Genomic DNA, 14,251 nt, shown 5'->3' on the forward strand with positions numbered 1-14,251 from the left:
ATGTACGCAAACTCAAAAGATATGATATAATTATTTCGATATCGATGTATGAACACCCAAAAAGTAACAGTGCTTTACTTTATTTGGGGAAAGTTGGGGGGATTATGGGAATTCCTAAAGAAGGCGAGTTTGTAACCATTCAGAGTTATAAACATGACGGACATTTACATCGAACGTGGCGTGATACGATGGTACTAAAAACGAGCGAGTATTCTTTAATTGGTGTGAACGATCACACGTTAGTAACGGAATCCGACGGACGTCGGTGGGTGACTCGTGAACCAGCCATTGTTTATTTTCACAAGAAATATTGGTTCAATATAATAGCAATGATTAGAGAAAAGGGGGTTTCGTATTACTGCAATCTGGCTTCGCCATATGTTTTAGATGACGAAGCGTTGAAGTATATTGATTATGATTTAGATATCAAGGTTTTTCCAGATGGTGAAAAACGTTTACTAGACGTTGATGAATATGAATTTCATAGCAAACTAATGGATTATCCAGAAGATATTGACTTCATTTTAAAAGAAAATGTCAAGACTTTAGTGGATTGGATTAATAACGAAAAAGGCCCCTTCTCGCCCGAATATGTAGATATCTGGTATCAACGTTATCAACAGCTATCCAAAAAATAGCCGATGTAAACAGCCCACAAAAGGAGCTTGGAGCATTAGCCAAAATGGCTAATGCTCCAAGCTCTAAATTTTCCGATTTAATTGGTGTTATAGTTCTTTATTCATTTCGTAGTGTTCAATGCCAGCATCCATAAAAGGTGCTCCTGTTTTTTGATAACCTAAACGTTCATAGAAGCCTACAGCGGTGACTTGTGCTCCTAGAGTAATCTTGTGGTAGCCTTGTTCTTTGGCAAAATTTTCCGCCGCTTCCATAATCACTCGTCCATAGTCGGCGCCACGGTAAGCTTTTTCAACGGCCATTCGTTGTAATTTCATAACGCCATTTTCTAGTGGAAGCAAGCGACAAGTTGCGACAGCTACATGATCCGTGTACAAAACAAAGTGAATACAATGTGCTTCATATTCATCGATTTCCATCTCTTCTGGTACCCCTTGTTCCGCTACGAATACGCGTTGACGAAGCCGGACAGCATCTAAATAAAGATCACTCATGGTATCTTTTGTTTGAGCTACATGCATAGAAAAACCCCCAAGTTCAGAATCTGTTTCTATTTTATTATACCACGAAAAAGTTCTAGCAATGAAGTATTCTCAATGACTGAGGGGGGAAGGTGTGATAAAATAAAACAGCAACAATTGAATAAAAATAAAGGAGGAGCCGCTGTGATTAATCGATTTAAAGAATCGAAATTATTTTTCTGGTCAGTTGAATTACTTGTCGTGGCCATGCTATTATTTATTGCTTCGAAAATTAATTTCTTATTTGCACCGATTGGGACATTCTTTTCAACGTTGTTTGCCCCAGTCTTAGTAGCAGGCTTTTTGTATTATTTACTAAATCCTGTGGTCAATCTACTAATGAAGACGAAAATGAAACGAATTTATGCCGTCTTACTGGTATTTTTATTACTAATCATCGCATTAGTTCTGATCTTATTAACAATTATCCCTAAGTTGGCAGATCAGCTAGCTAGTTTAGCATCAAGTATGCCGGATTTCTTTAAACAAGTGGAGACCTGGATTTATGAGATTGCGGAGTTACCTATTTTTAAACAAATTGATTTAACAAGCTATATTGAAAAAATGGATATTTCTTATGCAAATATTATCCAACAATTTTTAAGTAGTTTATCAAGTAGCTTAGGTTCAATCGTATCAACGGTGGCGTCAACCACCATTGTTTTGGTCACTGCGCCATTTATTTTATTTTATATGTTAAAAGATGGAGACAAGCTAGTACCAGCGATTCAACGTTTTTTACCTGAGAAAAGAAAAGATGATATTGTGGATCTTTTAGGACAATTGAACCAAACCTTATCCAGTTATATTAGTGGACAAGCGATTGAATGTTTATTTGTCGGTACATTTACGATTATTGGGTATTCATTGCTTGGCGTTCGTTATGCCTTTTTATTTGGTGTCATTGCCGGCTTTACGAATTTAATTCCCTATCTAGGCCCTTATCTAGGATTAGCGCCTGCTGTCTTAGTGACCATCTTTAATGAACCCGTTAAAGCAGCCTTATGTTGTTTAGTGGTGCTAGTGGTTCAACAATTGGACGGAAATATTATTTATCCAAACGTTATCGGAAAATCTCTAAAAATCCATCCATTAACGATTATTTTAATTTTATTGGTAGCAGGAAATTTAGCAGGTTTGCTAGGTATTTTCCTCGGCGTCCCATTTTACGCAATCTGCCGGACCATTATCTACTATGTTATTGATATGGTCAAAGCGGGTCGTAGTGAAAAAGTTACCAATGCCGTTCTTTTAGGGAATGAAACAAATACGAAAGAAAATAACGGTTAATGATTGAATCCGCTAATCTTTCGTGCTATGATTTTATGGATTAGGATAGAAAATAACCTGTCATAATACTGATTGTGTCTGTTTCTAAGCCTAACCATAAAAAGAGGAAGAACGTTAAAAGAGTACGAAAGTACAGCCTCGGAATTATCAACAATTAAGGAGAGAGAGAACATTATGAATAATGCTGACCCTGAGAGTCAGTCGCTAATTGCGCAACTTCTATTATTAGTCGTGTTGACGTTTATCAATGCCTTTTTGGCAGCGGCGGAAATTGCAGTCGTATCTGTTAACAAGAATCGTGTGGAACAAAAAGCGGAAGACGGCGACGCAAAAGCTCAAAAATTGCTTAAGGTATTGCAAGACCCCAATAACTTTTTATCCACAATCCAAGTAGGAATTACTTTGGTTAATATCCTATCTGGTGCTTCATTAGCAGAGACTTTATCTAGTCGTTTGGCCCCTGTATTAGGTGGCGGCGCCGCAGCTAAGAGTCTTGCCAGTATCATTATCTTAGCATTGTTAACGTACGTTTCTATTGTATTTGGTGAATTATACCCTAAACGAATTGCTATGAATAAATCAGAAGAAGTCGCTCAATTGACTTCTGGTGCAGTTCGCTTTTTAGGAGTTATCGCGCGTCCCTTCGTTTGGTTGCTATCGGCTTCGACCGATTTATTATCCAAAATCACACCAATGACTTTCGATGATGCTGATTCGAAGATGACACGAGATGAAATGCGCTATATGCTTGAAACAGAAGGTGTTTTGGAAAACGAAGAACTAGAAATGCTACAAGGTGTCTTTTCATTAGATACAAAAGTGGCACGAGAAGTAATGGTTCCTCGGACAGACGCATTCATGGTTGACATCCAAGATGATGTCCAAGAAAACATCAATTTAATTTTAGGAGAAAATTATTCTCGGATTCCTGTTTATAGTGAAGACAAAGATAAAATTGTTGGTATTTTACATACCAAAACGTTACTAAAAGCTGCACGTAATTTAGGCTTTGAAAACATTGAATTAGGCGCGATTATCCAAGAACCATTATTTGTCCCAGAAACCATTTTTATTGATGATTTACTTTATGAGTTAAAACGAACACAAAACCAAATGGCGATTTTACTAGATGAATATGGCGGTGTTGTCGGTTTAGCAACACTGGAAGATTTACTAGAAGAAATCGTTGGTGAAATTGACGATGAAACAGATGAAGTAGAAAATTTATATACACAAGTGGCTGACAATGAATATTTGGTTCAAGGACGCATGTTAATTGACGAATTTAATGAAGTATTTGAAACAGATTTACACATGAGCGATGTTGATACAATGGCAGGTTACTTAATTACAGCATTAGGAACCATTCCTGATGAAGGGGAAAAACCTTCTTTTGAAGTGGGCAATATTAAGTTAACTGCTGAAGAAATGGAAGGCACACGTTTGCTAGTCTTACGCGTTCATTTCTACGATGAAGAAACTGTCGATGAAGAACCAGAAGAAAATCGTCGTTTTTTCCGTAAAGAAATGGAAGATGACGAACCAAGACGTTAAAAATAACCTGTGACATCAGTCGTTTTGACTAATGTCGCAGGTTTTCCTTTTAAAAAACAGCTAACAGCAGCTCTTTATTCTCAAGGCTTGACATGATATACTAGCAAAGGTTAATCAAAAATTATGCTGAAGAAAATAAATAAATAAACATCACAAGTGATAAGGAGATTTTTATGACGATCAATCAAAAAGAAGCAGTCGATAGTCGCCGTACGTTTGCGATTATTTCCCATCCGGATGCTGGGAAAACAACGATTACTGAACAATTATTATTATTTGGGGGCGCCATCCGCCAAGCTGGAACCGTCAAAGGGAAAAAAACAGGGAACTTTGCCAAATCTGACTGGATGGAAATTGAAAAACAACGGGGAATTTCGGTAACGAGTTCTGTGATGCAATTTGACTATCAAGATAAACGGATTAATATCTTGGACACCCCAGGGCATGAGGATTTCTCAGAGGATACGTATCGGACATTGATGGCCGTAGATAGTGCTGTGATGGTTATTGACAGTGCCAAAGGGATTGAAGCACAAACGAAAAAACTTTTCCAAGTTGTTAAAAAACGTGGTATTCCAATTTTTACTTTTATTAACAAATTGGACCGTGACGGACGGGAACCATTGGAACTTTTAGAAGAATTGGAAGAACTATTGGATATTGAATCTTATCCAATGAACTGGCCAATTGGTATGGGAAAAGGCCTAGAAGGTCTATACGATATTTATAATGAACGTGTGGAATTATATCGTCCAGAAAATAATGGCGGGGAGCGTTTTATTCCTTTAAAAGATGGCGATATCCCAAGCGATTTACCATTGCACAATAACAGCGTTTATCAACAAGTGTTGGAAGATGTTGAGTTATTGGTAGAAGCAGGCGATGAATTTAGCGAGGAAAAAATCGCTCGTGGTGATCAAACGCCAGTCTTCTTCGGTTCTGCTTTGACAAACTTTGGGGTTCAAACATTTTTAGAAACCTTCTTACAATTCGCGCCTGCGCCACATGCGCATAAAACAGAAGAGGGTGGCGAAGTAAGTCCTTATGAAAAAGAATTTTCAGGCTTTGTCTTTAAAATTCAAGCGAATATGAACCCAGCCCATCGTGATCGAATTGCCTTTGTTCGAATTTGTTCAGGTGTTTTTGAAAGAGGCATGGACGTGACCTTAGGTAGAACAGGTAAAAAAGTCAAATTAAGCAACGTGACACAATTTATGGCGGATGCCCGCGAAAACGTCACAGAAGCTGTTGCAGGCGATATTATCGGCGTGTATGACACAGGAAATTACCAAATTGGCGATACTTTGTATGAAGGGAAAATGAATGTTCAATACGAAGAGTTGCCGTCATTTACCCCTGAATTATTCATGAAAGTGACTGCCAAAAACGTGATGAAACAAAAATCTTTCCATAAAGGAATTTACCAACTGGTTCAAGAAGGAGCCATTCAATTATATAAAACATATTTAACAGAAGAATATATCATTGGCGCCGTAGGTCAATTGCAGTTTGAAGTTTTCCAATACCGAATGTCCAATGAATACAATGCTGAAGTAGTAATGACGCCAATGGGTTCTAAAATTGCCCGCTGGATTAATCCAGAAGATTTAGATGAACGCATGAGCTCTAGCCGAAACATTTTGGCACGGGACCGTTTCGACCAACCATTGTTCTTATTTGAAAACCAATTTGCGGAACGCTGGTTTGCGGATAAGTATCCAGATGTTGAACTGAAAAGTTTGATGTAAAATTAATTTGTAATCAATTAGTAGCTGAATCTTTAGAAGATTGAAGCTCGGCGCAGTCATTCTCAAGATGATTGCGCTGAGCTTTTCTTGTTATAAGGTATTAAAGCAGGCGTGATTGTTTTTTTTGAGATAGAATACTTACTATAACGAACCTATCAAGGAGTGGACAAGAACATGAATTTTTATGGCATCGAGTATTTAAAAAGCCAATCTAATTTAAATGATTACTTAAAGTATTTTTTTATTTTTGCTTTGTTAATCGGGCTAGTCATTGTGTTTAGTTTTTATGTGCGACATCAAATTCAAACGAAATATCGTGAATTAAGTATTATTATTTTTTTATCATTATTATTTGTTTTAGGGGTTCAATATTCCAATTATCAACTGAACCAAAATCAGCATTCACAATCTTCACAAATGGTACATTTTGTCGAACAAGTGGCACAGGAAAAAAAGGTTTCTCCAGAAAAAGTTTATGTCAATGGTACACAATTGGCTGACGGAACCATAGTTAAAATTGACGAAGTCTTTTATAAAATGAGTTTAAGTACGGATCAGCAGTCTTATACGTTACAAGAAACGTATTTATTAACACCAACGATTGAAATCATAAAGTAAAGTGAGGGAAAATTAATGCAGTTTTATAGTCCAATTATTATTAAATTTGCTTTAGGTATTATTTGTTTAATTGTCCAAATTAATTTGATGGGAAAAGGCAATTTGGCGCCCACATCGGCCATGGACCAAGTGCAAAACTATGTATTGGGGGGCATTATTGGTGGTGTTATTTATAATGATTCAATTACGGTGCTCCAATTTGTATTAGTGTTAATTTTGTGGACATTATTAGTCTTAATTTTAAAATTTGCAAAAGAACACAATCGCTATGTGAAGCAAATTGTGGATGGTAAACCCATTACTTTAATCAAGGATGGACAGGTTGTGGTGAAGGAATGTTTGAAAAATGGTATTTCTGCAAATGATCTGATGTTTAAATTACGAGCAAATGGTATTTATGAAGTCCAGCTTGTTAAACGGGCGGTTTTAGAACAAAATGGTCAATTAACAATCGTCGAATATGGCGATGAAAGTATTCGTTATCCGATTATTGTGGACGGTCAAGCCAACATGGATGTCCTAGAGTTAATCAAAAAAGATGAGCACTGGCTGTTAACGCAAATCCAAGAACAAGGCTTCCAAAGATTACAGGAAATCTATCTAGGTGAGTATTTATCTGGACAGTTAAGTTTATCGCCATATGAAGAAAAAACGATTTCTTAGCTATACTTTTCATCCTACTTATATTAAAATTAAATGGTAATTCAATGAGTTTCAAAAGGAGGAAAAATGAAAACTAAAAAGATAGTTGTCGGGTTATTTTGTTCAATGATTATTTTAATGGGGTGCCAACCAGATCAACGAACTGAAAAAATGAAAGAAAGTACTGAAGCAGAAGCAGTCCAAGTAACGAGTGGTGCCTCGGCAGCCACTAATGCCACTTCTGTAAAGCAGGAGGAGCAGACAAACACGAATGATCAACCGAAGGAGAGTGCTGCCAAAGTGAGTTATGAGCGTAATGGACATACCTTTGAAGTTGATGCTGTTTCTGGCGCTACAGTAGAAGCTAATAATGGACAATCAGGAATTAGTCCAGAAGAAAAAGCCCAGAAGATGTATTGGTCAGGTCGTCCAGAAATCGGAGAAGTTCAAGGGGATTATTATCATCATGAAGTCGTGTTTGATGGCGGCTATACGGCTTTAATTGATGTCGTTGTTAAGGATCAACAAATTCAGTTAGTGGAATTTGATGAACGTGGACCTAAAAACTATTATTCTGAAGAATGGGCAGGAGTGACAAAACGTTTATCCGGCTATGCAAATTTTCAAGCGAACAACGCCCGAACTAATCAATCGTTAGTGACCGTTGTTAATACGATGACTTTTCTAGAAAATCAAATGGTTGCTGAAAATCGCCTAGATGGCGCATTCCAGACAGCCAAAGGTCAATCCAATAGCGCTAATAATGGTTATCTTCCTGCTGCTAGGGCTTTAGCCAAGGAAATCAAAGAACCTTCAAAAGAACATTATACAAGTCTAACAGAAGATTTTGGAGAGGGGCTTTCTGGACGTTTAACGGTTATTACGTTAAAAGATTCAGGAAAAATAACCGATCTTCGTTATGATGAATATTTTGCAGATACAGAAGAAGAGATTAAAGATGCGAAACTGAAGGCTTATTCTCGCCAATCAAAATATTTTTCTAAAGATTATGCTCAAAAATCGGGGGAAAATTTCAAAAAAGAAGTAGATGACTTAAGAAAAAAAGCAATCGAGGAAAATAAATTAGTCAGTCCGACAAATGAGGAAGCCTGGTCGGAAAATTATCAAAGGCTTGTAAAAAAAATAACGTCACAATAAATTAAAAAAACTGCCGAAGTGGGGAAACTTCGGCAGTTTTTTTAGTTTTCCATGAGGGAAACTTTTAATGGAACAGACACTTCGGTCACATGGTTTAACTCAATGATAGAAATTTCATCTGGGTCATAAGCCTCTTTAGGTAATCGTTTTAACAGTTTTGCTAAAATTTCTTTTACTTCTGTCGGACGAATGCGACGATTTTTATTCATAATCAGAACTTCCACATGGTGAGCTGCTTCTGAATAGACAGCGGTCGTGTTTCCTGCTGAGTAGACTTTTACAAAGTAAGCATCCGTGTTTTCCAATTGTTTATTTACTAATTGTTTGTAGCTATTGGTCACATTCACTAATTTCATTTTATCACCTCATTATAGTTGTGTGCTGCAAAAGAGCGTTTCCAATTATGTACAGGAGTTCCAGATTGAATTTTTTCTATGAGGAACAAGTATACGAATATCTTTCTTCTATTATAGTTTTTTTTGATGAAAATAAAAAGTGAAAAGCATAAAAAAATCCGCACGCATTGTTATTAATGCGTGTGGATTTTTGATTATTCTGCTTGGTCAGATGTTGAAGTTTCTGTTTTAGTCACTTCTTGTGCGCCAGTTACGATAATTTTACCTTCGTTATCTAACGCTGCGACTAATTGATGATTTTCAGGATGATCTAGATAGTATTCAGCAATGCCGTCTTCAATTTGTTCTTGAATTGTTCGACGTAAAGGACGAGCGCCCATTGCAGGATCATAACCTAAATCAACGAGTTTCTCTTTGACTTCTGTTGGAACCTCAATGTGTAATTTTTGTTTAGCTAATAAGCCATTTACTTCTTCTAACATCAAGCTGACAATGTTCATCAGGTTTTCTTTGCTTAATGCTTTGAATTCGATAATACCATCGAAACGGTTAAGGAATTCGGGGGTGAAGAAGTTGTTCAATTGACCTAAAACAGATTTAGTCACACCTTCACGGGCAGCGCCAAAGCCAACGTTGGCTTCCACAGCTCCTGTTCCAGCATTACTTGTCATGATAATGATGGTGTCTTTAAAGCTGACCGTACGACCTTGTGCATCTGTTAAACGACCATCGTCGAGAATTTGTAAAAACATGTGTAAAACATCAGGATGCGCTTTTTCAATTTCATCCAATAAAATTAAACTATAAGGATTACGACGGACTTTTTCTGTGAGTTGTCCAGCTTCGTCATACCCAACATAGCCTGGAGGAGAACCAATCAGTTTAGAAACACTGTGTTTTTCCATATACTCACTCATATCAAAACGAACCATCGAATCTTCTGAACCGAATAGCTCAAAGGCTAATTGTTTTGCTAATTCTGTTTTACCAACGCCTGTTGGCCCTACAAATAAGAAGGAACCAATTGGGCGGTTTTGTTTGCCTAGGCCTACACGATTGCGACGAATCGCTTTAGCTACTTTATCGACGGCATCATCTTGTCCGACAACATGAGCTTTTAAGTCAACAGCTAAATTTTTCAATTGGGTTTGTTCTTTTTCTTTTAAGTCACCGACAGGAATGCCAGTTTTTTGTTCCACAATGGCTTCAATATCTTTTTCAGTGATGACGGGTGTTTCTTCATCGCTGATTTGTTTTTCTTTCATTGCTTGTAATTTATTGATTTGATCACGATAATAAGCCGCTTTTTCAAAATCTTCTTCTGCGGAAGCTTGTTGTTTTTGTTGTTCCGCTTCTGCTAATTTTTTATCAATTGTTTTTGGATCGACGAGTTGGATAGTTAGATTCATTTTTGAACCAGATTCATCTAACAAGTCAATCGCTTTATCTGGTAAAAAGCGATCTTGAATGTAACGATTGGATAAGTTTGCTGCTGCGTTAATCGCTTCATCTGTATATTTAACATGATGATAATCTTCATAACGTTTTTGCAAACCATGTAAAATCGTTATGGTTTCGTCAACGGTTGGCTCATCTACTTGGACTGGTTGCATCCGACGTTCTAAGGCAGCATCTTTTTCAATAATACGGTACTCATTTAAAGTTGTGGCACCGACTAATTGTAATTCACCACGTGCTAAGGCTGGTTTTAAAATATTGCCAGCATCCATATTGCCATCACCAGCAGCACCAGCACCCACAATTTCATGGACTTCATCAATAAATAAAATGACATTTTCAGCTTCAGTGATTTCTTCAATCAATTTTTGCATCCGTTCTTCAAATTGTCCGCGAATACCAGTTCCTTGAACAAGTGAAACCACATCTAAACGAATGACTTCTTTGTCCAATAATTTTTGGGGCACATCGCCATCGACAATTTTTTGGGCTAAACCTTCGACAACGGCTGTTTTACCAACACCTGGTTCACCGATTAAAACGGGGTTGTTTTTTGTGCGGCGATTTAAGATTTCAATGACACGCTTAATTTCTTGGTCACGTCCTACCACAGGATCGATATCTCCTTGGCGTGCCGCTTCGGTGATGTTAATCCCATACTCGCCTAGTAAACCTTGACCAGCGCCAGCGCCTCCGCGAGGGGGTTGACCTCCATTACCACCATCACCAAATTGAGTGGGTGGTGTTTGTTGTTCATAAGGATTACCTTGTTGCATTTGGCGAGAAAGAGAACGATATAAATCGTCTAAACTCCCAAAGCCAAAAGGGTCTTGTCCCATATTTTGAGGGGAATTATTTGCTTGATTTTTTAATTTTTGATAGCAGCTTTGGCAATAGTCCAGTTGTTTTCTTTGACCATTCACATTTGCATATAAATGAATTGTTGCTTCATTTTGTTGACAATTTTGACAAATCATTGAATGAAACACATCCTTTCAAAATAACTGAGGCCAGAAAAATAGCTGTTTGCTCTATTATTTCTAGTAAACAGACCATTTTTCCTCAAACCAGCCAAGTACTAGATAGCAAGAATAAATTCTGTCTATAAAACCACTTGACCATTTTTGACCTTTGAGGTTATTATAGCATTTTTTGTAAGAGAATCAAGTAAAAGACCTTGTTTAAAAAAAGGCAAAGATTCGATTTTTTTACAGACAATTGCGCCATTTTCAAGTAAACTATAAGAGTTGATATTTAAGAGAAAGAGTGGTGAAATCAATGGCTGAAAATCCTTTTGTAGAAAAAATTGCTTCATTAAAAGCTGGAGAAATCTCTGAATTAATCGTGGAGCAAAATGAATTTTTCCAATTTCGTGATGCTTGGATTTCTTTGCCTGACCGCGCGGAAATTGTTGGAGAAGCGGGGTTAAATGGACGAATCATTTATCGTTACCAAAAAGAGGAAGAATAGTCAGTGCAAAACATCACGAAATTTAAGCAAAAAGTGTTGTGTAAGATAGAAAAAAATGGTAATCTTAGAAACTGAAAGGGTCTTTTTTCGAGTAGACGTTTGATTTTAGCGTATCAAGAAAGGAAAACCCTAACATAAAAATTTTTTATTTACGAAGGAGACCGATTTATATGGAAAAGAAAGAATTTCACATTGTAGCAGAAACAGGAATTCACGCACGTCCAGCTACTTTATTAGTACAAACTGCAAGCAAATTTAACTCAGATATTAACTTAGAATACAAAGGTAAATCTGTTAACTTAAAATCAATCATGGGCGTTATGTCTTTAGGCGTTGGTCAAGGTTCTGACGTAACAATCACTGTTGATGGTGCTGACGAAGCTGAAGGAATGGCAGCAATCGTTGAAACATTACAAAAAGAAGGATTGGCTGAATAATGTCTGAGATGCTAAAAGGGATTGCCGCAAGTGATGGCGTTGCTGTTGCTAAAGCTTACCTGCTAGTTCAACCTGACTTGTCTTTCAACAAAACTTCCGTAGAAGATACTGATGCAGAAGCAACTCGCTTAGACGATGCTTTAGCAAAATCTACTGAAGAGTTGCAAGCAATTCGCGACAAAGCAGCTCAAAGCCTTGGTGAAGCAGAAGCGCAAGTTTTCGATGCTCATTTAATGGTTTTATCTGACCCAGAAATGGTTGGTCAAATCAAACAAAATATCCAAGACAACAAAGTCAATGCAGAAGCTGCCTTGAAAGAAGTTACGGATATGTATATTGGTATGTTTGAAGCAATGGACGATAATGCTTACATGCAAGAGCGTGCAGCAGATATTCGTGACGTTGCCAAACGTATCTTAGCACATTTATTAGGTGTGACTCTTCCAAATCCTTCAATGATTAACGAAGAAGTAATCGTGGTTGCCCACGACTTAACACCTAGTGATACTGCACAATTAGACCGTACGTATGTTAAAGCCTTTGTGACAGACATCGGCGGACGTACTTCTCACTCAGCAATCATGGCTCGTTCGTTAGAAATCCCTGCAATCGTTGGTACAAAAGAAATTACTGACAAAGTAAAAGCAGGCGATATTTTAGCAGTGAACGGAATCATTGGGGATGTTATTATTGACCCAACAGATGCTGAAAAATCTGAATTTGAAGCAGAAGCAAAAGCTTATGCAGATCAAAAAGCAGAATGGGATAAACTAAAAAATGCAGAAACAGTGACAGCTGACGGCAAACATGTTGAGTTAGCTGCAAACATTGGTACACCAAAAGATTTAGAAGGCGTACACAAAAACGGCGGCGAAGCTGTTGGTTTATATCGTACAGAATTCTTATACATGGATTCATCTGACTTTCCAACTGAAGAGGACCAATACCAAGCGTATAAAGCAGTTCTTGAAGGAATGGAAGGAAAACCCGTTGTGGTTCGTACAATGGATATTGGTGGGGACAAAGAGCTTCCTTACCTAACATTACCACACGAAATGAACCCATTCTTAGGTTACCGTGCATTACGTATTAGCTTATCAGAACTAGGTGACGGCATGTTCCGTACACAAATGCGTGCATTATTACGCGCGTCTGTTCATGGTAACTTACGTATCATGTTCCCAATGGTTGCTACTTTGAAAGAATTTAGAGCAGCGAAAGCAATCTTTGAAGACGAAAAACAAAAATTAGTCAACGAAGGTGTTGAAGTTTCAAACGATATCCAAGTAGGTATTATGATTGAAATTCCAGCAGCTGCCGTATTAGCTGATAAATTTGCCAAAGAAGTAGACTTCTTTAGTGTTGGAACCAACGACTTAATCCAATACACAATGGCTGCAGACCGTATGAACGAACGCGTTTCTTACTTATACCAACCATACAACCCATCAATCTTACGTTTAATTAAAAATGTAATTGATGCAGCACACGCTGAAGGTAAATGGGCTGGTATGTGTGGTGAAATGGCGGGCGATCAAACAGCTGTTCCATTACTATTGGGTATGGGCTTAGATGAGTTCTCAATGAGTGCTACATCTATCCTTAAAACACGTAGCTTGATGAAACGTCTAGACACAATTAAAATGGCTGAACTTGCTGACCGCGCATTAAAAGAATGCGACACGATGGAAGAAGTCGTTGCATTAGTTGAAGAATATACAAAATAATTAAGCAACTGCAAAAAAACACCTCAATCTTTGATTGAGGTGTTTTTTAATACCTATTATAAGAAAATTGAATTTTTATTTTTTGATTAAATATATTTGGTTTCAAATATATTTAATCATTTTTTTACTGAATACTTGGGAAGAAAATAGCTGTTTTAAAAGCTATTTTAAAAATGGTTTTTTTTAGAAAAATTATTTTATTTAGATGGGTGTTATTATTAAGTTACTTTATCCTGTTGAATATTTTATTTTATAAAAAAAATATTTACAGATAAATTTAAAACAAGTATAATTGCTTTAAGGTTAAAGAAAGGAGTGTTTATGATGAAGAAAAAATTAGTTTTGTTGTTTGTTGCAGGAATGTTTTTGATCGGAAGTGCTTCAGCACTAGCAATGTCCTATAATACATTTTTTGGTGGAGTAACAGGAATGCCTGGTCGAGGAACGACCTATGCTCAATATTTACCAAGAGGTAAGCGAGCGTATGTTACAGCTTCTGGTAAAACTAAACTTACTCGTTATGCATATTCTGGAGGCAACGCTTCTGCAACAGTCTCTAGAGCATTTAGTGGCAATAAAGCATGGTGGGGCGTTTGGTAGTTTGATTGTAGGTTAATTTAATGAAAGTAGCTAAGG

14 protein-coding genes are annotated in these 14,251 nt (G+C 37.2%); 11 read left to right on the forward strand and 3 right to left on the reverse strand.

Annotated elements, in window-relative coordinates; translation table 11 throughout:
- Positions 1-104: 104 nt before the first annotated feature.
- A complete protein-coding gene (bph, locus tag IGM09_RS02220) occupies positions 105-638 on the forward strand; it encodes a biofilm phosphatase Bph (RefSeq protein WP_002355538.1) in 534 nt (177 codons plus the stop codon).
- Positions 639-725: 87 nt separating this feature from the next.
- On the opposite strand, the gene IGM09_RS02225 is transcribed toward bph, so the two are convergent.
- Complete coding sequence (locus IGM09_RS02225; RefSeq protein ID WP_002373345.1) at positions 726-1,157, reverse strand: GNAT family N-acetyltransferase; 432 nt, start codon at positions 1,155-1,157, stop codon at positions 726-728.
- 75 nt (positions 1,158-1,232) lie between these two features.
- Between IGM09_RS02225 and IGM09_RS02230 the strand changes: the two genes are divergently transcribed.
- The 6 genes from IGM09_RS02230 to IGM09_RS02255 all read left to right on the forward strand — a co-directional run bounded on the left by IGM09_RS02230 (position 1,233) and on the right by IGM09_RS02255 (position 8,167).
- Positions 1,233-2,447, forward strand: a complete 1,215-nt coding sequence (locus IGM09_RS02230; protein WP_002384914.1) for an AI-2E family transporter — start codon at positions 1,233-1,235, stop codon at positions 2,445-2,447.
- A 174-nt stretch (positions 2,448-2,621) separates the two neighbouring features.
- Complete coding sequence (locus IGM09_RS02235) at positions 2,622-4,001, forward strand: hemolysin family protein (protein WP_002363168.1); 1,380 nt, start codon at positions 2,622-2,624, stop codon at positions 3,999-4,001.
- Positions 4,002-4,174: 173 nt separating this feature from the next.
- On the forward strand, positions 4,175-5,749 hold the full coding sequence (locus tag IGM09_RS02240) for a peptide chain release factor 3 (protein ID WP_002355543.1): 1,575 nt from the start codon (positions 4,175-4,177) through the stop codon (positions 5,747-5,749).
- Between the two features lie 174 nt (positions 5,750-5,923).
- Positions 5,924-6,367 carry a DUF3290 domain-containing protein gene (locus tag IGM09_RS02245; RefSeq protein WP_002355544.1) on the forward strand — a complete coding sequence of 148 codons (444 nt, stop codon included), beginning with the start codon at positions 5,924-5,926 and terminating at the stop codon, positions 6,365-6,367.
- 15 nt (positions 6,368-6,382) lie between these two features.
- Positions 6,383-7,030: a DUF421 domain-containing protein gene (locus tag IGM09_RS02250; protein WP_002355545.1), complete on the forward strand. Its 648-nt coding sequence runs from the start codon at positions 6,383-6,385 to the stop codon at positions 7,028-7,030.
- A 66-nt stretch (positions 7,031-7,096) separates the two neighbouring features.
- Positions 7,097-8,167, forward strand: coding sequence for a hypothetical protein (locus IGM09_RS02255; RefSeq protein WP_033624826.1), 1,071 nt, complete (start codon positions 7,097-7,099; stop codon positions 8,165-8,167).
- A 41-nt stretch (positions 8,168-8,208) separates the two neighbouring features.
- Here the strand turns inward: IGM09_RS02255 and IGM09_RS02260 are convergent, their stop codons facing one another.
- Together IGM09_RS02260 and IGM09_RS02265 are read right to left on the reverse strand one after the other, a co-directional pair.
- A complete protein-coding gene (locus IGM09_RS02260; RefSeq protein ID WP_002355547.1) occupies positions 8,209-8,523 on the reverse strand; it encodes a DUF1827 family protein in 315 nt (104 codons plus the stop codon).
- Positions 8,524-8,717: 194 nt separating this feature from the next.
- The gene (locus IGM09_RS02265) at positions 8,718-10,958 is read right to left on the reverse strand and encodes an ATP-dependent Clp protease ATP-binding subunit (RefSeq protein WP_002375936.1); all 2,241 of its coding nucleotides are present in this window, start codon (positions 10,956-10,958) and stop codon (positions 8,718-8,720) included.
- Positions 10,959-11,259: 301 nt separating this feature from the next.
- Here IGM09_RS02265 and IGM09_RS02270 point away from each other — a divergent pair, with 301 nt between their 5' ends.
- From IGM09_RS02270 to IGM09_RS02285, 4 genes are all read left to right on the forward strand, one after another.
- Positions 11,260-11,451: a hypothetical protein gene (locus IGM09_RS02270; protein ID WP_002366170.1), complete on the forward strand. Its 192-nt coding sequence runs from the start codon at positions 11,260-11,262 to the stop codon at positions 11,449-11,451.
- 170 nt (positions 11,452-11,621) lie between these two features.
- Complete coding sequence (locus IGM09_RS02275) at positions 11,622-11,888, forward strand: phosphocarrier protein HPr (protein WP_002355551.1); 267 nt, start codon at positions 11,622-11,624, stop codon at positions 11,886-11,888.
- Positions 11,888-13,615: a phosphoenolpyruvate--protein phosphotransferase gene (gene ptsP / locus IGM09_RS02280; RefSeq protein ID WP_033624827.1), complete on the forward strand. Its 1,728-nt coding sequence runs from the start codon at positions 11,888-11,890 to the stop codon at positions 13,613-13,615. The genes IGM09_RS02275 and ptsP overlap by 1 nt, the downstream gene beginning before the upstream one ends.
- Positions 13,616-13,939: 324 nt before the next feature.
- Positions 13,940-14,215, forward strand: coding sequence for a hypothetical protein (locus IGM09_RS02285; RefSeq protein WP_025187913.1), 276 nt, complete (start codon positions 13,940-13,942; stop codon positions 14,213-14,215).
- The last annotated feature ends 36 nt before the right edge of the window (positions 14,216-14,251 follow it).

The organism is Enterococcus sp. DIV0167 (assembly GCF_050541555.1).
GTDB classification, from domain to species: Bacteria; Bacillota; Bacilli; order Lactobacillales; family Enterococcaceae; genus Enterococcus; species Enterococcus faecalis.

Bases quoted from the DNA above. Each gene is read 5' to 3' on its own strand.
- IGM09_RS02260 (WP_002355547.1), bottom strand. From the start codon at position 8,523: ATGAAATTAGTGAATGTGACCAATAGCTACAAACAATTAGTAAATAAA.
- IGM09_RS02265 (WP_002375936.1), bottom strand. From the start codon at position 10,958: ATGATTTGTCAAAATTGTCAACAAAATGAAGCAACAATTCATTTATAT.
- IGM09_RS02255 (WP_033624826.1), top strand. From the start codon at position 7,097: ATGAAAACTAAAAAGATAGTTGTCGGGTTATTTTGTTCAATGATTATT.
- IGM09_RS02275 (WP_002355551.1), top strand. From the start codon at position 11,622: ATGGAAAAGAAAGAATTTCACATTGTAGCAGAAACAGGAATTCACGCA.
- IGM09_RS02235 (WP_002363168.1), top strand. From the start codon at position 2,622: ATGAATAATGCTGACCCTGAGAGTCAGTCGCTAATTGCGCAACTTCTA.
- IGM09_RS02285 (WP_025187913.1), top strand. From the start codon at position 13,940: ATGAAGAAAAAATTAGTTTTGTTGTTTGTTGCAGGAATGTTTTTGATC.
- bph (WP_002355538.1), top strand. From the start codon at position 105: ATGGGAATTCCTAAAGAAGGCGAGTTTGTAACCATTCAGAGTTATAAA.
- ptsP (WP_033624827.1), top strand. From the start codon at position 11,888: ATGTCTGAGATGCTAAAAGGGATTGCCGCAAGTGATGGCGTTGCTGTT.
- IGM09_RS02230 (WP_002384914.1), top strand. From the start codon at position 1,233: ATGACTGAGGGGGGAAGGTGTGATAAAATAAAACAGCAACAATTGAAT.
- IGM09_RS02240 (WP_002355543.1), top strand. From the start codon at position 4,175: ATGACGATCAATCAAAAAGAAGCAGTCGATAGTCGCCGTACGTTTGCG.
- IGM09_RS02270 (WP_002366170.1), top strand. From the start codon at position 11,260: ATGGCTGAAAATCCTTTTGTAGAAAAAATTGCTTCATTAAAAGCTGGA.
- IGM09_RS02245 (WP_002355544.1), top strand. From the start codon at position 5,924: ATGAATTTTTATGGCATCGAGTATTTAAAAAGCCAATCTAATTTAAAT.
- IGM09_RS02225 (WP_002373345.1), bottom strand. From the start codon at position 1,157: ATGCATGTAGCTCAAACAAAAGATACCATGAGTGATCTTTATTTAGAT.
- IGM09_RS02250 (WP_002355545.1), top strand. From the start codon at position 6,383: ATGCAGTTTTATAGTCCAATTATTATTAAATTTGCTTTAGGTATTATT.